The sequence below is a fragment of the Alloprevotella sp. OH1205_COT-284 genome, assembly GCF_003859795.1.
Classification (GTDB): Bacteria; Bacteroidota; Bacteroidia; order Bacteroidales; family Bacteroidaceae; genus Alloprevotella.
The window spans coordinates 1-17978 of the sequence record NZ_RQYI01000003.1; the positions used below are offsets into that span (position 1 = coordinate 1).

Here is a 17978-nt window from a genome sequence, read left to right on the forward strand (position 1 = left end):
AGAGTAGGTCGCCGCCATTTTCAGAGCCTTGTTTCAATATAAGAAACAAGGCTCTTTTACTATATATCGGTTGCTCTTTTACTATATACCGCTTGATCATTCTTGTTGAGGTTTTGTAGAACTCCTTCTACAAAGTGGTTTTCGCTGATAAATATATTAGAGCATTTTGATGCTATGGAATGTGTATCCTTTATTTTGATAATGAAAAGATGAAAAGTCTTTTGGGAAAGATTTTTATTACACTTGTTTTTCTCAGTTTTTGCTGGGTGATGGGACTTTATTTCCGCCGTGATAAGAGTTGGGTTCGGAGTGTGGTGGAAGTGGAAATGGCTACATATTATACGCTTGAAAGCAATAATGCGTTTGCAAACGATGGTAGGAGTGAAAGTGATGACACGTTCGAAAATAATAATGTGTTTGCCGGCAAGAGCAAGGATAAGTTTTATTTTTCGGAGTTGTTCGTAAAAGATCGTGTACAAGACGAAGAGGATAGCGTGACGTTTTTAAGAAACTGTGCGTTGGAGGCAGATTCGGCCGAATTAAGACTTGTTTATACCGGTTTGCGAGTAAGTAGAGATGCGGAGATACAAGTTGTGCTTCCTTCCATAGAGGATACGCTTCGCGGCGGAGTATTGGCGGATGTCGTTAAACGCAGTTTGCTGCGTATGGAAGAGGAGTTGAGCCGACAAGAGCGGTATTTGAAAGAGTTGCGGTATTATGAGCGGACGCATTCGGTTGTAGATGCCGGTTACAATGAGGTGATGGCTTTTGCGATGCGTATGAAAACGGATTTTGTCCGTCAAAAGCGTTTGTACGAAGCCTTGAAAAGACATTTTGAAGCCGGTGAACTCATGGCCGTGAAGCATTCTCGTTTTCGGGTGAATGGCGTGTCTTATCGCTTAAAGGGTCAAAAGACCGGGTTGGCCATATTGCAACCGGAGGATTTAAGACTTCGGAAATTGGCTTTGGGAACGGGAAGGTTGCAAGAAGATTTGTTGCGTTATCCGAAGAAAAACAAATATCCCCGTTGGGAGGGATTTTCTGTTTGTGGAGCGAAAAGCAAGGCTTTCGTTCCTCCGTTTTCCAAGAAGCAGGAAATGGAATTTATGCGTTTTCGCGATTCGATCGGCACGCTTTTTTGCGTGAAATTGAATGAGGAACCGTTATTCGGAACGGCGATCGATAGAAGAGGTGCTTATTATCGTGGAAGTTTCGACGAGGATTTTCGTCGTCATGGCTTCGGTTTCTCGATAGATGATGAATTGGTGAAATGCGGTATTTGGCAGCATGGTCGTTTCAAAGGCGAGCGTATGGTTTATACGTCCGATAGAATATACGGCATAGACATTTCGCGCTATCAACATGAGCATGGACGACGCAAATACCCCATCCATTGGAACAGACTTCGGATTCGTCATTTGGGAACGCTGTCCGATAAGAAGATACATGGTGCGGTGGATTATCCCGTCAGTTTTGTTTTTATCAAATCGACGGAAGGGACGAGTATTTACAATCGATATTATTTATCCGATTTGAGATCGGCTCGTCGTCATCGCATTCCTGCGGCTCCTTATCATTTCTTTTCCACTCATAGTGATGGGCGTGCACAGGCTCGTTTTTTTCTGAAAAAATCCCATCTCCGTATGACCGATCTCCCGGCCATGCTTGATGTCGAGCCGTCTGATGCGCAGATTCGGAAAATGGGCGGTGCGGCGCGTTTGTTTTCCGAAGTGCTCGAATGGTTGCAAATTGTGGAGCGTGCCACGGGGCGTCGGCCGTTGCTTTATGTCAGTCAGACTTTCGTCAATAAATATATGGAGCATGCGCCCGAAGCGTTGAAGCGATATGATGTTTGGATTGCTCGCTACGGCGAGTTCAAACCCTACGTCAAGCTTCTCCTTTGGCAACTCTCTCCCGACGGCCGTGTCAATGGCATTCATGGGGATGTCGATATCAATGTCTTCAACGGAACGAAAGAAGAGTTTGAACGTTGGGTTTCATATTCCGGAGCCTCTACTCCTTGAAAAAGATCGGCAAAGTTGGTTTGAAGAGAAATAAACCTTATCTTTGTCCTTGCTTGCGACAGGTTTTTCTCTGTTGGATACCTGTTGTTTTCTCATTTCACAATCTCAAAATCACATGGAAAAGATCAAAGGCCTTATCAATGCACCTTTCACTCCCTTTCACGAGGACGGCACTCTCAACCTCGCCCCGATACCCGAATACGCAGAACTTCTGCGACGCAACGGATTGAAAGGCGTTTTCATCAACGGCTCTTCCGGCGAGGGCTATATGCTCACCGAAGACGAGCGCATCCGTTTGGCCGAAGCGTGGATGGCCGCTGCTCCCCATGACTTCAAGGTGATTGTGCACGTCGGCTCCACTTCGGTAGTGAGCAGTCGTCGTATGGCCGAGCACGCCCAAAGCATCGGGGCGTGGGGAATAGGTGCCATGGCCACTCCCTTTCCGAAAATGGCCTCTGTCGAGCAACTTTGCACCTACTGCGAAACCATAGCTTCCGCCGCTCCGCAACTGCCCTTTTACTATTATCATATTCCGGCCTTCAATCAGGCTTTTCTCTCGATGTACGACTTCCTGCAAGCCGTCGATGGCCGTATTCCCAATTTCGCCGGCATTAAATACACCTTCGAGAGTCTTTACGAATACAATCGCTGTCGCCGTTACAAGGGCGGCAAGTTCGACATGCTCCACGGCCAAGACGAAACCCTCCTGCCCTGCTTGGCCATGGGCGGTGCCCAAGGCGGCATCGGCGGCACGACCAACTACAACGGTCGCTGCCTCTCCTCCATCATCGAGGCTTGGGAACAAGGGGATTTGCTGCGTGCTCGCGAGTTGCAAGACTTTGCCCAAGATGTCATCGACGTCATTTGCGATTTCCGTGGCAACATTGTCGGCGGCAAGCGCATCATGAAACTCATCGGTCTCGACCTCGGCCCCAACCGCGTGCCTTTCATGTCTGTCACGCCCGACGAGGAGAAAGAACTTCGTCGCCGTCTTGAAGTCATCGGCTTCTTTGAGCGTTGCAACCGATAGTTTTTCATTCCCTTTCGAGGTCTGCCTGCGCAAATCTTTGTGCGGGGCAGACCTTTTTTCTTTTTCGCGATTATGAAAAAAAGTTTTATCCTCTCTCTCCTTTTGGGACTTGCGTTTTTGCCGTCCTTGCTTTGGGCACATCCGGTCAGTGTCGAAGACGAGGCTGCTCTTTTGGCCGCTCGCGGCGACGTATTCCGTCTTCGTCCGCTTTATGACAGCATCTCCCAACGTCTTCCCCCTCACACCGATCTCTATTGTCGTTTTGCCTTTTCGCGTGCGGCCGGCGATCATCGCCGTGTGATCGAACTGATCGACAGTTTGGAGCGTCACCACGAGCGCAAACTCGACGTGCGCGGACTGTTGGCGTTGGCCGGCGAGCGTTGTGCGGCGCTCCTTTCGTTGGGTGAATATGCCGCCCTCAGCGACTACTGCGACGAACGCCTTGCTTGGGCTCGTCGGCGCAGCATCAGACAATCGCGTCGCAAAGAGTTGAAAGCCTATCAAAGCATTGCCGTTGCTTTTGCTTCCCATCCGCCCATGCAGGTCGAGTGGACAAGCGACGCTTTCGTTTTGCCGCTCACGCGCGACTGGCCGCTTTTGCTCCCCGTGGCCGTCAATGATAAAGAGGCACAGCCTTTTCTCATCGACACCGGCCATCGCCATACGCTCATCTCCGCCGCCGATGCCGCCGAGTGGGGTGTTTCTCCCTTGTCTGCCACGCTCCGCCTCTCCACCGCCCGCGGTTGGACAGAGGCACGTCCGGGCTTGATCGAACGTCTGAACATCGGCGGTTTGACGCTTCGCAATCTTATGGTTTTCGTCGTTGCCGACGATCTCGAAGCTCCCTACAACCGCTCGCTCGGCACCCATGTGTTGCAGCAACTCCATACGCTCACTTTTGCCGACACCGATTTGTCGGTGGAGCGTCGTTCCGCTTCTTTCCCACCCGACACTCTCGGCGTTTCTCTTGCTTTTTCTCTCGACGGAGGCTTATGTCTTCAACCTGCCGACACCACGGCCGATCCGCTTCCGTTCAATCTCGCTCTGCCCGATACTATTGCCTCGTCTTCTTGTTTCGGCGCGTTGCAACTGCGTCGTGCCGACCGCACGATGTTGGACTTTTCCACGCTTCGGCTTCACCGCTCCGCCCCTCGCGATTATGTGCCGTTCACCGTCGATCGCTATCTTTCCCATTCCGACTATTTCGGACTGTTGCGCAACGAAGCCTCCCTCCTTTTTACTTCTTCCCCCGAAGAGGTGGCGCAAATGACGGCCACGCTCAATCGTTGTCTTGAACCTCGTCTTTCGCTCTCTTTGCCGCACGGCCTTCCCTCCACACTTCCGCCGCTTGAAGTGCTTTCGCCCGATTCCGCTGCTTTCGTGCCTTATCTTGATGTGGGGGGGCGGCAGGTTGCCACACTTCTCGCCGGCCGTTCGTTGCCTGCGGAGGTAACGCCTCTTCACCCGCTTTCTCAAATCCCCCTTTCGATCGTGCGTCGTTTCTCTCTTCCCGTTCACAAAGACGGGCAAGGACGGCAGTGGGCGCAAATCGACCACCTGTTGTTGGGCGATGTCGAGGTCAAACACTTGTTGTGTCTTGTCCATGCTTTGCCCACCGAAACGCTCACGCTCGGACTCGATGTGCTGACCCGATTGCCGGCCGTCGGTTTCGGTAGCGACGGTCTCACGTTTCATGCTGCTTCCGATACCGCCTCTGTCGGTTATGTGCGCCCCTATTTGCTTACCCCTTCGGGGGCGGTGGTCGAGATTTCTCCGTCTTTTTCTTCCGCCTCTTCTTCCCGCCAGCTCAAACCGGCCGATTTCATGGGCAAAACCATTGATTTTGCGCGGATGTTCATTCGGTGATCGTTCATTTCTTTTTTCTTCCGACGAACTTTCGGGGCGTGTTGCTTTCGAGCGACACCGCCCCATTTTTGTTGAGTAGCGTTTCAGCTTGCTGTCGGAGGCGTGATTTCTACTCGTTACTTAGAAAATTCTACTCGTTACTTAGATTTTTCTACTCGTGGTTTAGATATTCTCACTTGTCACATTGTTGTTTCTGTGACTCTCTTTGCTCAATTTCAGTGCAATGTAAAACCTCTTTTTCCCTCTGTGCAAGCAACAACAAACACCCCGACGAAACGCGCGCCACCTCAGCAGAGGAGCGCGCGTTGAGCAAAAGATACTAAAAGGGACGAAAAAGGTTATTGCAGTGCTTCTCCCCGATAGAAGTCGAGAATTTTCGTTCGGAAGAGAAATTCGTATCTCGCGGCAATTCGGTCGGTTGCCGCGTTGAAATGTTTGTGGCGCGCTTCGTCAAATTCCGTACCGTTGGCTTTTCCGTTTTCATACTTTCGGGTGACGGCTGCCAATGCCGTTTCGGCTGCTGTTTCGGCCGCCTTGGCCGCTTTGTATTTTTGTTCGGCCGCACGAGCGTTGTAGAACGCATTTTGTATCTCCTTGAACAAGGCCTTTTTCTCTTCTTCGCGTTGCAGTTGCCTGTTAAACAAGGCAAGGCGTGCGCTGCGCACGTTGTTGCGTGTGGTGTGTGCGTTGAAGATCGGAATGTTCAGACTTAGGCCGATGCTCTGCGAGAAATTGTCTTTCAACTGTCGCCCGAATGCCATGTTGTTCACGCCCGAAGTGTTGTAGTAGTTCGTGCCGATGCCGGCATTGAGCGATAGTTTGGGCAGATAGTCGGTGCGGGCAATCCCCACTTCTCGTTCGGCCGCTTTGATGCGCAGATCGGCTGCCCGGATCGCAGGCCGATCGCCGACCGAGAGGAGAAACGTTTCGTCGGGGCTGCCCATGACGGGGCGCAGTTCGCTCTCGTCGGGGCGGACAACGGCGAGGCTGTCGGGCGTAGGAAATTCGAGCAGCTGCGAGAGTTCGAGCAATGCCAATCGATGATTGGTTTCGGCCTGCACGAGAGCCATGCGGTCTTGCGCGATGCGTGCTGCCGCCTCGGCCGCTTCCACTTCGGCTTTTTTGCCCGAAGCGATGGCCTGCCTGAGGCGCACGGCCTGCCGCTCGGCCAAACGTAGATTTTCCTCCGATTGCGTCACGACGTCGGCCAGATACAACGTTTGCAGATAGGCCTGCGCCACTTGCAGCGACAGATTTTCGCGCAAACGTTCCACGTCGGCGGTGGCGGCGGCCAAATTCAGCCGTGCCCGTTCGCGTTCGTGCCCGATGCGGCCTCCCGTGTAGAGCGGCATCGATGCGCCGACCGAAAAGGAAGCCGACGAGGTGTTGCGCGCCTCATAGGTGTTGTTGGCCGTCAGACCGCGTCCGAACGAAATGTGTTCGCCCACCGATGCGCTGACATGGGGCAGGCGCGCGTTTTTCGAGGAGTTAAGCCCGATTTCCTGTTGTCGTCGCGCGAGTTCGGCTTGTTGCATTTGCAGGTTTCGCTCCGTGGCGCGCGCTATGCACTGTTGCAGATTGAGCGGAGTTTGTGCCACCGCGTGGAGGGCGAGCACGAGGAAGAGAGAGAGAGCAAGGCGTTTCATGTTGTTGTCTTTGTCCGAATTTTGAAACTACGGTTGTTGGTTTCCGCGGATGCGTTCTCCTTTTTTCAACCCTTTTTTGATGTGTATTTTCACGCCGTCCGACAGTCCGGTGCTCACCCTCCGCCGTTCAAAGGTTTGGGGGCGCGTTTCGGGCTTCGAGGTCAGCACATGCACGAATGTGCTGTCTCCCGAAAACTCCACGCAGGATTCGGGCACGGCCGGCACGCCGTCGAGATGTTCGAGCAGCACTTCGGCGTTGGCGCTGTATCCGGATCGGATTTGCGTGTTGTGGCGGTTTTCAAATGCCCCTCTGATTTCAAACTGATTGGCGGAGTTGCTCGTTTTGTTCACCTGTGGAGCGATAAATTCGAGGCGGGCGTGAAAGTTTCGGTCGGGCATCGCTCCGATGCTGATGTTCATATCCATTCCTTTGACGAGGCGTTCCACTTCGGTTTCGTCGATGTGTCCGCGAAAGATGAGGTCGTTCATGTTGGCCACCGTGGCGATGGTGGTGCCGTCGTTGAACGAGTTGCTCATCACCACCGAGTTGCCCACCTTCACCGGAATGTCGAGGATCAATCCGTCTATGGTCGATCGAATGAGGGTGGTGGAGTAGGCGGCCGTCGAAGCCGAAACCCCTTCGCGTGCAATTTGCAGCGCGTCGTTGGCGTTGTCGAGTTCTTCTCGTTGGCGTTTCAGGGCGAGTTGCGCTTGTTCAAACTCCTCGGCGGCGATGAGTTGGTCGGCAAACAGTTTTTGTGCCCGTTCAAAGTCCGTTTCGGCTTGTTTCAAAACCATTTTTGCCAATCGCACGCGGCTTTCGGCGGCATTGAGGGTGGGCATGTCGGGAATGACCTTGACCTTGGCGATCACTTCTCCGTGTTTCACGATCTGCCCGGCCTCTTTGTAGAGTTCGGCGATGATGCCCGAAATTTGCGGTTTAATGGCCACTTCGTTGCGAGGCTCTATGGTTCCCGTCACGATAGTGACCCGTTTTATGGTAGCCGTGTCTACTTGGCAAATGTCGTAGACCGTTTCTTGGGGTTGCGACTTTCGGTAGAGAAAGACGAACGTGCCGACAAAAAGGATGGCGATGAGCAGGCCGCCGATGATTTTGAAAAACTTTTTCATGGAAAGTAGAGGTTTGGAAATAAAAAGGAGGATGAAGACGTGTGGTGAGGAGCGATGCGCCGCCGTGCTTCGGGTGTAGTTTTCGGAGTGTATGTGGAGGCGTCGTACCTTTTCGGGAGAGGGAGGACTATTCGTCGCGAATGGCGTCGATGGGTTTCACGGCCAGTGCGCGCAAGGCCGGAGCAATGCCCGCCGTCGTGCCGAGTATCGAAAGGATACCCGCCGCTCCGATGGCCATGCCAAACGAAATTTGGAAATCGGGTGGTGTGGAGTCGGGCATTGCGGCCGTGATGCCGGCCTCGACGCCGGCCAAAATGAGCACCGCCAAGACGATGCCGCTCAATCCTGCCGCCACGGTGAGCACTGCGCTTTCGGCCAAAATCTGCGAGAGGATGTTTGCCGGGCGTGCGCCGATGGCACGACGGATGCCGATTTCGGTGGTACGCTCCTTGACCACGACCATCATGATGTTAGAAACGCCGATGATGCCCGAAACGAGTGTCCCAATGCCGATGAGCCACACGAGCGTGTTGATGGCGTTGAAGAGCGATTGCACCATTTGGAAGAGGGTTTCGACGTTGACGCTCGTCAGGGCTTTTTTGTCGTCGGGAGCAACGGCATGGATTTCTTTGAGCAACCGCTCTACCTGCGGTTGGATGTCGGAGATGGTGTAGCCCGGCTGCGCGGTCAAGGCCAGCATGTCGATCTCCCTGCCGAGGTTTTCGAGGCGTTGAAGCGTGCTGAACGGCACGAGCACGGATCTGCCACTCGATCCGCCGACGCTCATGTTGCTCTCGTTGGAGGACACTCCCACCACCTGATAGTAAACGCCGCGCAGGGAGATGAATTTGCCGATCGGGTCGCTGCCGTCCGGAAAGAGCTTGTCTTTCACCTCGTGTCCGATGACACAAACCTTCCGATAGGCCGAGAGATCGGCATCTTGCAGAAAACGACCGCTCGAAATCTTCGGGTTTTCGATTTGCGCATATTCGGGTCGAACACCTTTGAGCATTCCGTAAGCCTCCTTGTCTTTATACTTATAGGTTCCCCAGTAGAGAACGAGCGGAGTGACCACGTCCGCTCCCCTAATGCGGCTCTTGACGCGAGCCACGTCGGTCGTTTCCAGCGACCACGGGCGATTTGTCCGAAACCCTTTGTAAGGTTTCGAGGTGTTGTTGGGAAAGGCGATGTAGGAGTTTTGGGCGAAACCGTCGAAGTTGCGGTTCATCAGGTCTTTGAAGCCGTTGGCACCGCCCATGAGCAGCACGAGCATGAACACGCCCCAAAAGATGCCGAAGGCCGTGAGCAGCGACCGAGATTTGTTGCGGAGGAGGGTGCGGAAGATTTCCGACCATTTGTCTAAGTCAAACATAACGCTTCATTTGGTGTTGAGGGCTTCTATGGGCTTGACGCGAACGGCCTTTCGAGCCGGAAAAAATCCTGCGACAAGTCCCGAAACGATGAGCACGCCGAGCGCGCCGAGCGCGATGTGCAAATCGACCGTAGGATCGAGAAAGGTGTAGAATTTCATGTCGGCAATTTCCATGACCATTTCGCCGCTGCGGCGGTTCATCCACTCCGTGGCCACCACCCCGGCCACAAGGCCGATGTAGCCGAAGAAAGCGGTGATGATGACGCTCTCGGCGAGCACGCTCCGCAAGATGCTCCACGGCCGTGCGCCGAGGGCTTTGCGTATGCCGAACTCGTGGGTGCGCTCCTTGACGGTGATGAGCATGATGTTGGAGATGCTCACCACGCCGCTGAGCAGCGTGAGCAGTCCTATCGTCCAAAGTCCGATGCGCAGCAGGCTCATGGCCTTGCCTTGCTCTTCCGATCCGGAGGAGGCTTTGTTGATCCAAACGGCTGTGGGGTCGTCGGGCGCGAAGCGATGTCGGGCGGCAAAAGAGCGGCGCATCGTGGCGTCAAATCGTTCGGTGGCCTCTTTGGTGTCGAGCCCGACGGTGCGCAGCAACAGTCGGTTCACATAGGGAGCTTTTTGGTAGACGGTTTGTGCGGTGGTAAAGGGGATGTAAGAGGTCGTTTCGCCGAAATCGCCTCGTGTGGAGCGCACTCCGACCACGCGAAACACCAGCGAATCGACGCGCACCAATTGTCCCACGGCTTTGTCGGCTTCTCCGAAAAGCTCTTCGGCCACGGTTTGGGTGATGACCATCGTTTTGCGGCTTTCGCGCACGTCCGCCCGGTTGATGAAGCGTCCGGCCAGAAGCAGGATTTTCTCCATGTTTACATACTGCGGATATACCCCTTCGAGCGAGGCGCTCAGGGAGTGGGCATCGTTTGCCAGTTCATGTTGGCCGGTTTCGGTAATGGGCGTCACCTCCGAAATGTGTTGCGGCAAAGCCCTCTGCGTGGAGGCGATGTCGTTTTGGTCGAAGTTGATAAACCGCCACTCTTTCAGTCCGTCGAAAGGCTTGGAGGTCTGCCCCGGATAGATCCGCACGGCGTCTACGGCAAACATGCTCATGTTGTTTTCAAAAGCATGGATCAGCCCGTTGCCCGCACCGAGGAGGAAGATGAGCAGAAAGATGCCCACCGACACGCTCAGACCGGTCAGTGCCGTTCGGAGTTTGTTTTGAAAAAGGTGGGTGAAGATTTCTTGAAACATGACAGCAGATGTTGAGGAGGCCGATCATTTCATCAGCTCTCCGAAAGGTCGGTTTGCGGCGGGGTCGTTGATTTCGATGTGTTCGATCAGTCCGTCTTTGAGGTGTACGATTTTTTTTGTGCGATAGGCCACGCCGCGCTCGTGTGTCACGACGATGATCGTGCGCCCCTCGGCGTTGAGGTCGGCAAGGAGTTGCATCACCTCGCCCGACGTTGTCGAGTCGAGCGCGCCCGTCGGTTCGTCGGCCAGCAATATTTGCGGGTTGGTGATGATGCTTCGGGCAATGGCCACGCGCTGTTTCTGTCCGCCGGAGAGTTCGTTGGGCAGGTGGTGTGCGCGGTCTTTGAGGCCGAGCCGTTCGAGCTGTTCCATGGCGAGGGCGTTGCGTTTGCGGCGCGACACGCCTTGATAAAAGAGCGGCAGTGCCACGTTTTCCAAGGCATTCTTGTAGCCGATCAGGTTAAACGACTGAAAGATGAAACCGATCATGCGGTTGCGATAGTCGGCCGCGCGTGATTCGGAGAGGTTTTTGATGAGCGTTCCTCCGAGGCGGTAGGTGCCCTCGTCGTAGTGGTCGAGAATGCCGAGAATGTTGAGCAAGGTCGATTTGCCCGAGCCCGACGCCCCCATGATGCTCACGAAATCTCCCTCTTCGATGTCGAGGTCGATGCCTTTGAGCACATGGAGCGGCTGTCCGGCGTGGTAGGTTTTGTGTATGTTTTCGAGGTGTATCATGGCGTAATCGGTGCGGCTATTTTCGTTTGAACACATTCTTCACCGAACCTCCCGACGACGCATCGGTGTTGGCCTGTTCGGCGTTGAGGGTGACCGATGCTCCGCTCGAAGCCGTGGCGGTGGCGGTTTTGAGGTGCAGGGCGGCAGCGTCGAGCGATGCTCCGCTCGATGCCGACAGTTTACCGTCGCTTGCATGGCCGGAGAGCGAGAGCGACGCTCCGCTCGAAACTTCGGTCGAGAGGTTGCCGCCGCCGATGCGTTGCAGTTGCACAGACGCGCCCGACGACACGTCCACAGCCGTGTGGCGCGTGCTGAAATGGTCGAGGAAGATGTTGGCCGCCGACGAACTTTTGACCGAAACGGAGGTAGCCTCGAAGTTTCGGGCACGTATCGAACCGGCAGATGAAGCGCGAAACGACAAGGTGCGGGGGAGGTAGAAGTCTTCGCACACTTCGATAGAGGCGGCCGAGGAGGCTTGGTAGTCGACGATGTCGGCGGCCGAAACGGACACTGTGGTTTTCACCTTGTGCCCCAAGTTGGTCACCTGCGGTTGATAGGCTATGATGAGCGTCTTGCCCTCCACGCGTATGTTGAGCAGGGTGGTGTCTTTTAGATTGGTCGTGACGACAACGCCCGCTTTGCCCCGCGTGTCGTGCGTGACTTCGATGCCCTGACGGGCTTCAATGGCGTTGAATGAGGGCAGGCCTTTCATGCGGAAAGTGGAGGAGTTTTCGACCACTTCGGGCGAAGCGGCCATTACCTTTACGAGGTCTGTGCAGCCAATGGTGAGCATGAGCACGAGGCTTGCAACAAGGGCGATGAGGAGAGAAGTGCGTTTCATGATGTGGGGAGATAGAGGAGTGAAACAAAAGAGAATGAACAATGCAAGGAGGGGGAGAGGTTTCCGGCCGATCGTGAGCAACTATGTCTGCATCTTATCGAGAAGTTCTTTCAGCCGCGCGGTCACGGTGTCGAGCGAAATGTCGAGTTGGAGCATGTTGCGCGCCAAGTCGGGCAGTTGCTGTTTCAGAAAGTCTTCTCTTCGGGCGGAGTGAATGATGTCTTTGGCCTCGGGAGCCACAAACGAACCCAGTCCGCGCCGGTTGTAGATGATGCCGCGTTGAGCGAGGATGTCGAATGCCTTGACCGTGGTGTTCACGTTCACTTGGAGCAACACGCTGTATTCGCGCACGCCCGGCACTCGCTCGTCGGCCTTGTAGCGATCGGCCAGAATTTCGTCCATCAATCGCTCGGCGATTTGGACATAGATGGGTTGGCCTTCACGGAAATTCATGGAAAAGAGAGTGTTGAAAGGAAGAATATTTACAAGCCGATGACCTTATTGGCAATGGCATTGGCACGGGCAAAGCTGCGATAGGAGTACCACGTGCAGAAAACCGTCCAGAGCAGGCTGAGCACGATTTGGGTAATGAAGCCGGGAAAGACGTAGGGAGCCACTTTCACTTGTGTCCCGATGACTTCGATCGCTGCAACACGTTCCTGCCAGTCTATGCCGAACGCGGCGAGGAGGCCGATGCCCGTCACGAGAAGTATGATGAAAAGGAACACCGTCAGCGAAGTGAGGATGAAGGGTTGTCGGCGGAAGATCGTGCCGCCCAAGAGATATGTGCCCACGAGTGCCAACCATGCGGTGATTTGCGAACCATAGACCAATACCGTTGGTATGAAAACGTAGCCGTTGATCTTGCCGTCGTTCGTAAGGATTCTGCCGATTTCGGCCACAAGGTGGGGAGTGACGAGGCCGTGCCCCTCGCCCAAAGCCTCGCGCACCGCCCAGCCGACCACGTCGGCTGCCACGAACGCCACGGGAATGACCGCCCAAAAGACTACGGTCGATTGGAAGAGGCGGCTGAGATATTTCTCAAACACCGTGGCCGGCACCATGAAGAAACTGATGCGCCTCTGTTTCGTTTTGAGATTGGAGAAAACGGTGCTTATCGCCCAAAGCAATTGCAGAAAGATGGTGAAAAGGGAGAGGGCAACGGCCGCCGGACACCAATATGTATCCGGATGAAACGCGGGGTTGTCGATGGTCTCGTAGGTGGTGACGAAGATGATTAGAAAATAGCCGAGGAAGAAGCCGAGGTAGTTGCGGAGATTTTCTTTTTTATGTTCGAAGAAATCACGTTTGAGCAACAAACAGAAACGGCGGAAATCGAAATGAGAGGAAACAAGCATGACGTGCGGAGGTTTAGAGGTGAGAAACGTTGTCGGAAGATTGAGCCGCTTGCAGCAGGTCGGGCTGCCGGGTGAGTGCGTTGAAAAGCAGTTCAAGGTTGAGCGGTGTGTGTTGCAAACCGTTGCCGGGAGCAATGACCGCCGTGCCCACAATCGACGGTTCGGCGTAGAGCGCATCGCTCGTGTCGGCACCGAGAGGCCGCTGTTCAAAACTGAGCAGTTCGCAGATGCGCGCCGTCGACGCATCGGCCAGCAGGCGGTTGCCCTCGATCATGACGACGCGGTCGATCAGCGTTTCCACGTCGTGTACCTGATGTGTCGAAACGATAATCGTGCGTTCGTCCGACATCTGCGCCGACACCACACGGCGAAATTGCGCTTTCGAGGGGATGTCCAGTCCGTTGGTAGGTTCGTCCATCAGCAGGAGGCGCGTGTTGGTGGCCAGTGCAAAGCTCATGAACGCCTTTTTGCGTTGCCCCATCGAGAGCGAACCCAAATCGATGTCGGTCGTGAGTTCGAAATCCTCCAAGCTGCGACGCAACACCTCTTCCGAAAATCGGGGGTAGAACGGGCGGTTGGTCTCCACATATCGGCGCAGACTCACCGGCGGCAACTCAAACTCTTCGGGCACGATGAAGATTTCGCTCAGCGTTTCGGGGCGGCGCAGTTCGGTGCGGATGCCTTCCATTTCGACAACTCCCTGTTGCGGCCGCAGCAGTCCGGCGATGAGATAAAGCAAGGTCGATTTTCCCGTTCCGTTTTTGCCGAGAAGCCCCACGATGTTGCCTGTGTCGATGCGCAAGGAGAAATTGTCGAACACCTTGGCGCCGCCTGCGCGGTATCTGAAATGGATGTGTTGAATGTTTAGCATGACCGTCGTTTTTGGGAGAGAAATATAGGTTTATTTGTGTAATATTGTAGTAGTACACCGCGAAAGTAGGAATATAAAGTCTGGCCTCCAAATAAATCGGAAGAAAAATGACGCAGATCTCCTATTTTTAACTTATGATAAGTGTTGAGGATCGCCAAAGCAGAGCCTCCGGCACAAGGCATTCATGGCGACCGGTGTGTTGCAAGTCTGCCCGTGAACCGCCTCGACGGCGACAAGGCGTTTTGCCCCGAAACGGACAACAGCCGTTTTTTGCCCGGAGATTCATCTTGCGTTTCCCATTTCCGGTGTTCGCTGTCGGGGCGGGCTGGTCGGGAAAACACGCCTGCCCCCAACTTGGCCGCCACTACCTTTGAGGTAGGCGTTTCTACCTCAGAGGGAGAAAAGTCTACCCCCGACCGGGCGAAAAAACTCTTCTCTCGCGCACGCGCGCGTATCCCTGTATGATTACTTTTTGCTTTCACTGCCTTCGCAAAACGAGGTAATTCGATGATTGTCAGCCGTTTTCTTGCGAAGGCAAGTGAAGGCAAAATGAAAAGTCCTTTTGCAAGATTTTGAAAATCAGTTGATTGTTGCGTTTTTTTGCTTTCACCACCTCGCAAATGGACGTATTTCGTGCTGCAATGGCGGAAGGAGGTGAAGGCAAACCCCTCGTTTTGCCTTCACCGTATTGCGTTGATTTTCAGATGTCTAAAAAATACAAAAACCTTTTGCCTTCACTTGCCTTCGCAAGAAACCGTCTGATAATCATCGGATTAAATCGTTTTGCGAAGGCAAAACGACAAAAATAAAAAAATAGGGGAGAAAACGTTGAAAAGAGGCGGTTTCATCGAAGGCGCGACGGAGCGGAACGCGGAGGTCGGGCGGCGGAGCGGTCAGTCGGGAAGTTGAGGCTCGAAGCACTGTCGGAGTGAACGGGGGCGTCGCACGAGTTGTTTTTTTTTTGACAGGTGGATTGCCTACAAAGAGTGTCCGACAAAAGTTTTTCAGACCAAAAAACTTTATCGGACACCGAAAATAATACGAACAACGACAAACGGTGCAACCCTCCCACTGCGTATGAAGAAAAAGGCAGCAACGACTGCAATCCGAGAGCTTGAAAAGGTGTGTTGCGCATGGCGCGTTGCCACCAACGAAAATGGTTGATGCGGAGCTGTCTTTTGAGTGAGGGGCTTTGGGGGTTAATTTTCCCAACTGATGTCGCGGCCGAAAGGAGAGAGGGCGAAGCCGGACATTTTGAAATGTTGGCGTCCCCATGGCAGGCCGATGACGGTCAGGCTGAGGAGCAGGCCGAAAAAGAGATGGAGCAGACAGGTGATGATGCCGCCCGTGAGCAACCAGATCACATTGAAAATGAAAGAGAGGCAACCCGTGGAAGACGGATCGCGCCTCACTGTTGCCCCGAAAGGCCAAAGAGCAAGCAGGCCGAGCTTGAAAGTTTGCCAAGCCAAAGGCAGGCCGATAATGGTGACGGCCAAAGGAAGACTGCCGGCGAAATAGCCGAGAGCAGTCTCAAAACCGCCGAAAACGAGCCAAAGCAAATTTCCGATGATGCGCATAGAATACAATGGGTTGTGAGGGTGAGGAAAAATGAGTAACTTCGCCGACAAATATAGGCAAAAATGTTGAAATCGACAAACAAACACTATCATGTCGTGTGTGGAGTCATCCGCTGCGGCGACCGCTGTCTCTGCGTGCGACGAGGAGGAGGCGGACATCCGGCCACGGCATGGAAATGGGAGTTTCCCGGAGGAAAAATAGAATCGGGAGAAACTCCGCCCGAAGCCCTTGCGCGCGAAATCATGGAAGAACTGCGCCTGCCGATAGAGGTGGGGCGAAAGATCCTGACCGTCGAACACGAATATGCCGCGGAGGGAAACGCCGAGGGATTTCGACTGACGATGACGGCCTACGGTTGCACGGCAACCACGACCGACGTGCAGCTCACGGAGCACTGCGAAAGCCGATGGGCATTGCCCGAAGAATGGAGCGAATGGGACTGGGCACCGGCCGACCGCCCTATCGTGAGCATTGTAGGCCGCGAACATTCAAAGACCGCAAAACCATGAACGATTGGAAACACCGACTCGGCATCGTGTATAGCACGGCGCAAAACCACAACTATCAGACCGACACACCCGAAGAACCCGAAACCCTGCCGCCGGGAGAGCAGAAACTGCGCGTGAGGATCGAGCGCAACGGCCGCGGCGGAAAAACGACGACCCTCGTGAGCGGATTTGTAGGCACTGCGGCCGCCCTCTCGGCACTGGGCAAGGCGTTGAAATCCCGCTGCGGCGTGGGCGGAACGGCCAAAGACGGCGAGATATTGGTGCAGGGGGATTTTCGCGTGCGCGTTGTGGAGTTGCTCAAAACGATGGGCTACACCCAAACGAAATGACCGCCCTCTCCGATCGGACTACGAAGAGGGCGGCGGCGTGGCGGCGGTGGCTTTTCGGACGGATGCCGAGGGGGCGGAAGGTGAACTTTCGGAAGATTGCGCCAAGCGGCGAATGGCCAAATGATGACCGGCCGCGGCGGCACGTTTGAACCACTCGACGGCTCGGACGGGGTCGGGCTGTCCCGTCCAACCCTCTTCGAGCCCTTGTCCGATGCGGTAGTGGGCATAAGGGTCTTGCCCCAAGGCATAGGCTTCGAATGCGTCGCGCAAAGAAATGGGCAGGGGAGGGCAGCCTTTGCGGTGGATGTCGCCCAAGTTGGAGGGGGCGTAGATCAAATCGCCGTGCTCAATGGCCTGCCCGAACCAATAGGCCGCCCGGCGGCCGTCTTGTTTGACGCCGATGCCCTCTTGATAGAGCGTGCCGATGTCGTTGAGCACCACGCCGTCGGCTTTCCGCAGGCCGCTCTCGTGGCGGCGTGCGATGTCGAGCAGCAACTCCACGTCGGCTTGCGAGAAACTCTGCCAAGTCACCGATCCGTCCGTTTGCCACGACTTCACGCGCCCGATCGACACATGTTGCGGCACATCGGCTTCCAACTCCAACACCTCTTCTCCGTCGGTTTCAAAACCTACTTCGGTGGCTGTTTTCACCTTGTGGTGGCGGAGCAGATATTGTATGTAGCCGAAGATGCGCGGTGTAGACGACCGATAGCTCGTGCCGACAGTGGCCAATAGCTCGTTGTCGATAAACTGAAAGGGAACGAGCGGATTGTGCAGATAGTATCGCTTTCCCAAAGATAGATAGACTTTCACATAGGCCACGGCCTCGCCAATGGCTTCGGCCGTCCATGCCTCGTTGTAGCGTTTGAAGATGTCGGCGATGCCTTTCCCGCAGAGTTGCGCGCTGAGGCAGTCGGCCAAGTAGGGAAAGAGACGATAGTCTTCCCAAGCGGCCAAACCGTCCATGGAGAGTGTCGTGCCGTTTCGAGGATGTGTCTCGATGCAAAACACGGTGGTGGAGATTTCGGGCTGCCAAACGTAGTAGATTTTTTCGTCCGGAAAATCGGCACCCTGCGTCCAAGCATATTCCAAGGGAAGGCCGACAGAGGCGATCAGGCGCGGAAGATCGACATTCAGCGGAGAAGAGATGTGCAGCGTGTGTGTCATGTCGTGGGAAAACTGAAAGATGAAAAGGCTTTTCGTTGGCGAAAATACTAACTTTCTCGTTTTCGACGGAAAGAGCGGCAGAAAACTTTTCAAAGAAACTGCGCAGGAAGCCACCGCCACCGCCTCAAAATGCGCCCCGACCAAGCTGTTGATGACGGCTTGATCGATAAAAATGATATTGGGGCAGATGCACGATTTTGCGGCGGTCTTCTCTGTCGGCGTGTGCGGTGCAGACCATGAATAAAAAAGATCAATCCCCGAACGGCT

At 54.5% G+C, this 17978-nt stretch carries 19 protein-coding genes; 8 read left to right on the top strand and 11 right to left on the bottom strand.

Annotated features, from left to right (window positions below; translation table 11 throughout):
• The first annotated feature begins 221 nt into the window (after positions 1 to 221).
• From EII14_RS01490 to EII14_RS01500, 3 genes are all read left to right on the top strand, one after another.
• Positions 222 to 2024 (top strand): glycoside hydrolase family 25 protein, encoded by a 1803-nt coding sequence (locus EII14_RS01490; protein ID WP_233569330.1) that lies wholly within the window; start codon positions 222 to 224, stop codon positions 2022 to 2024.
• 115 nt (positions 2025 to 2139) lie between these two features.
• A complete protein-coding gene (locus EII14_RS01495; RefSeq protein ID WP_124930805.1) occupies positions 2140 to 3054 on the top strand; it encodes a dihydrodipicolinate synthase family protein in 915 nt (304 codons plus the stop codon).
• Between the two features lie 72 nt (positions 3055 to 3126).
• Positions 3127 to 4920 (top strand): retropepsin-like aspartic protease, encoded by a 1794-nt coding sequence (locus EII14_RS01500; RefSeq protein WP_124930806.1) that lies wholly within the window; start codon positions 3127 to 3129, stop codon positions 4918 to 4920.
• A 338-nt stretch (positions 4921 to 5258) separates the two neighbouring features.
• Here the strand turns inward: EII14_RS01500 and EII14_RS01505 are convergent, their stop codons facing one another.
• The 9 genes from EII14_RS01505 to EII14_RS01545 form a co-directional block, all read right to left on the bottom strand.
• Entirely contained in the window at positions 5259 to 6566 is a 1308-nt protein-coding gene (locus EII14_RS01505; protein ID WP_124930807.1) for a TolC family protein, read from the bottom strand.
• A gap of 27 nt (positions 6567 to 6593) precedes the next feature.
• Entirely contained in the window at positions 6594 to 7697 is a 1104-nt protein-coding gene (locus EII14_RS01510; protein ID WP_124930808.1) for an efflux RND transporter periplasmic adaptor subunit, read from the bottom strand.
• Between the two features lie 127 nt (positions 7698 to 7824).
• Positions 7825 to 9069 carry an ABC transporter permease gene (locus tag EII14_RS01515; RefSeq protein ID WP_124930809.1) on the bottom strand — a complete coding sequence of 415 codons (1245 nt, stop codon included), beginning with the start codon at positions 9067 to 9069 and terminating at the stop codon, positions 7825 to 7827.
• 6 nt (positions 9070 to 9075) lie between these two features.
• The gene (locus tag EII14_RS01520) at positions 9076 to 10323 is read right to left on the bottom strand and encodes an ABC transporter permease (RefSeq protein WP_124930810.1); all 1248 of its coding nucleotides are present in this window, start codon (positions 10321 to 10323) and stop codon (positions 9076 to 9078) included.
• Positions 10324 to 10347: 24 nt separating this feature from the next.
• On the bottom strand, positions 10348 to 11058 hold the full coding sequence (locus tag EII14_RS01525) for an ABC transporter ATP-binding protein (protein ID WP_124930811.1): 711 nt from the start codon (positions 11056 to 11058) through the stop codon (positions 10348 to 10350).
• Positions 11059 to 11074: 16 nt separating this feature from the next.
• On the bottom strand, positions 11075 to 11899 hold the full coding sequence (locus EII14_RS01530) for a GIN domain-containing protein (RefSeq protein WP_124930812.1): 825 nt from the start codon (positions 11897 to 11899) through the stop codon (positions 11075 to 11077).
• A gap of 81 nt (positions 11900 to 11980) precedes the next feature.
• Positions 11981 to 12352 carry a GntR family transcriptional regulator gene (locus EII14_RS01535; RefSeq protein ID WP_124930813.1) on the bottom strand — a complete coding sequence of 124 codons (372 nt, stop codon included), beginning with the start codon at positions 12350 to 12352 and terminating at the stop codon, positions 11981 to 11983.
• 29 nt (positions 12353 to 12381) lie between these two features.
• Positions 12382 to 13257: a hypothetical protein gene (locus EII14_RS01540; RefSeq protein WP_124930814.1), complete on the bottom strand. Its 876-nt coding sequence runs from the start codon at positions 13255 to 13257 to the stop codon at positions 12382 to 12384.
• Positions 13258 to 13270: 13 nt separating this feature from the next.
• Positions 13271 to 14128 carry an ATP-binding cassette domain-containing protein gene (locus EII14_RS01545; RefSeq protein ID WP_124930815.1) on the bottom strand — a complete coding sequence of 286 codons (858 nt, stop codon included), beginning with the start codon at positions 14126 to 14128 and terminating at the stop codon, positions 13271 to 13273.
• Between the two features lie 141 nt (positions 14129 to 14269).
• Here EII14_RS01545 and EII14_RS01550 point away from each other — a divergent pair, with 141 nt between their 5' ends.
• The gene (locus EII14_RS01550; protein WP_124930816.1) at positions 14270 to 14593 is read left to right on the top strand and encodes a hypothetical protein; all 324 of its coding nucleotides are present in this window, start codon (positions 14270 to 14272) and stop codon (positions 14591 to 14593) included.
• Between the two features lie 155 nt (positions 14594 to 14748).
• Complete coding sequence (locus tag EII14_RS09245) at positions 14749 to 14937, top strand: hypothetical protein (RefSeq protein WP_124930817.1); 189 nt, start codon at positions 14749 to 14751, stop codon at positions 14935 to 14937.
• Positions 14938 to 15327: 390 nt separating this feature from the next.
• Here the strand turns inward: EII14_RS09245 and EII14_RS01560 are convergent, their stop codons facing one another.
• The gene (locus tag EII14_RS01560; RefSeq protein WP_124930818.1) at positions 15328 to 15705 is read right to left on the bottom strand and encodes a YccF domain-containing protein; all 378 of its coding nucleotides are present in this window, start codon (positions 15703 to 15705) and stop codon (positions 15328 to 15330) included.
• A gap of 63 nt (positions 15706 to 15768) precedes the next feature.
• Between EII14_RS01560 and EII14_RS01565 the strand changes: the two genes are divergently transcribed.
• Positions 15769 to 16215 (top strand): (deoxy)nucleoside triphosphate pyrophosphohydrolase, encoded by a 447-nt coding sequence (locus EII14_RS01565; RefSeq protein ID WP_124930819.1) that lies wholly within the window; start codon positions 15769 to 15771, stop codon positions 16213 to 16215.
• Positions 16212 to 16544 (top strand): translation initiation factor, encoded by a 333-nt coding sequence (locus EII14_RS01570; RefSeq protein ID WP_124930820.1) that lies wholly within the window; start codon positions 16212 to 16214, stop codon positions 16542 to 16544. The genes EII14_RS01565 and EII14_RS01570 overlap by 4 nt, the downstream gene beginning before the upstream one ends.
• An 18-nt stretch (positions 16545 to 16562) precedes the next feature.
• Here the strand turns inward: EII14_RS01570 and EII14_RS01575 are convergent, their stop codons facing one another.
• Positions 16563 to 17711, bottom strand: a complete 1149-nt coding sequence (locus EII14_RS01575) for a tetratricopeptide repeat protein (protein ID WP_124930821.1) — start codon at positions 17709 to 17711, stop codon at positions 16563 to 16565.
• A 19-nt stretch (positions 17712 to 17730) separates the two neighbouring features.
• Between EII14_RS01575 and EII14_RS09250 the strand changes: the two genes are divergently transcribed.
• On the top strand, positions 17731 to 17874 hold the full coding sequence (locus tag EII14_RS09250) for a hypothetical protein (protein WP_158608293.1): 144 nt from the start codon (positions 17731 to 17733) through the stop codon (positions 17872 to 17874).
• Positions 17875 to 17978 lie beyond the last annotated feature (104 nt).

What these genes read in the sequence shown, in the direction of transcription:
- EII14_RS01495 (WP_124930805.1), top strand. Translation starts at nt 2,140, where the DNA reads ATGGAAAAGATCAAAGGCCTTATCAATGCACCTTTCACTCCCTTTCAC.
- EII14_RS09250 (WP_158608293.1), top strand. Translation starts at nt 17,731, where the DNA reads ATGAAAAGGCTTTTCGTTGGCGAAAATACTAACTTTCTCGTTTTCGAC.
- EII14_RS01515 (WP_124930809.1), bottom strand. Translation starts at nt 9,069, where the DNA reads ATGTTTGACTTAGACAAATGGTCGGAAATCTTCCGCACCCTCCTCCGC.
- EII14_RS01530 (WP_124930812.1), bottom strand. Translation starts at nt 11,899, where the DNA reads ATGAAACGCACTTCTCTCCTCATCGCCCTTGTTGCAAGCCTCGTGCTC.
- EII14_RS01535 (WP_124930813.1), bottom strand. Translation starts at nt 12,352, where the DNA reads ATGAATTTCCGTGAAGGCCAACCCATCTATGTCCAAATCGCCGAGCGA.
- EII14_RS01565 (WP_124930819.1), top strand. Translation starts at nt 15,769, where the DNA reads ATGTTGAAATCGACAAACAAACACTATCATGTCGTGTGTGGAGTCATC.
- EII14_RS09245 (WP_124930817.1), top strand. Translation starts at nt 14,749, where the DNA reads ATGGACGTATTTCGTGCTGCAATGGCGGAAGGAGGTGAAGGCAAACCC.
- EII14_RS01570 (WP_124930820.1), top strand. Translation starts at nt 16,212, where the DNA reads ATGAACGATTGGAAACACCGACTCGGCATCGTGTATAGCACGGCGCAA.
- EII14_RS01575 (WP_124930821.1), bottom strand. Translation starts at nt 17,711, where the DNA reads ATGACACACACGCTGCACATCTCTTCTCCGCTGAATGTCGATCTTCCG.
- EII14_RS01505 (WP_124930807.1), bottom strand. Translation starts at nt 6,566, where the DNA reads ATGAAACGCCTTGCTCTCTCTCTCTTCCTCGTGCTCGCCCTCCACGCG.
- EII14_RS01540 (WP_124930814.1), bottom strand. Translation starts at nt 13,257, where the DNA reads ATGCTTGTTTCCTCTCATTTCGATTTCCGCCGTTTCTGTTTGTTGCTC.
- EII14_RS01520 (WP_124930810.1), bottom strand. Translation starts at nt 10,323, where the DNA reads ATGTTTCAAGAAATCTTCACCCACCTTTTTCAAAACAAACTCCGAACG.
- EII14_RS01500 (WP_124930806.1), top strand. Translation starts at nt 3,127, where the DNA reads ATGAAAAAAAGTTTTATCCTCTCTCTCCTTTTGGGACTTGCGTTTTTG.
- EII14_RS01525 (WP_124930811.1), bottom strand. Translation starts at nt 11,058, where the DNA reads ATGATACACCTCGAAAACATACACAAAACCTACCACGCCGGACAGCCG.
- EII14_RS01560 (WP_124930818.1), bottom strand. Translation starts at nt 15,705, where the DNA reads ATGCGCATCATCGGAAATTTGCTTTGGCTCGTTTTCGGCGGTTTTGAG.
- EII14_RS01545 (WP_124930815.1), bottom strand. Translation starts at nt 14,128, where the DNA reads ATGCTAAACATTCAACACATCCATTTCAGATACCGCGCAGGCGGCGCC.
- EII14_RS01510 (WP_124930808.1), bottom strand. Translation starts at nt 7,697, where the DNA reads ATGAAAAAGTTTTTCAAAATCATCGGCGGCCTGCTCATCGCCATCCTT.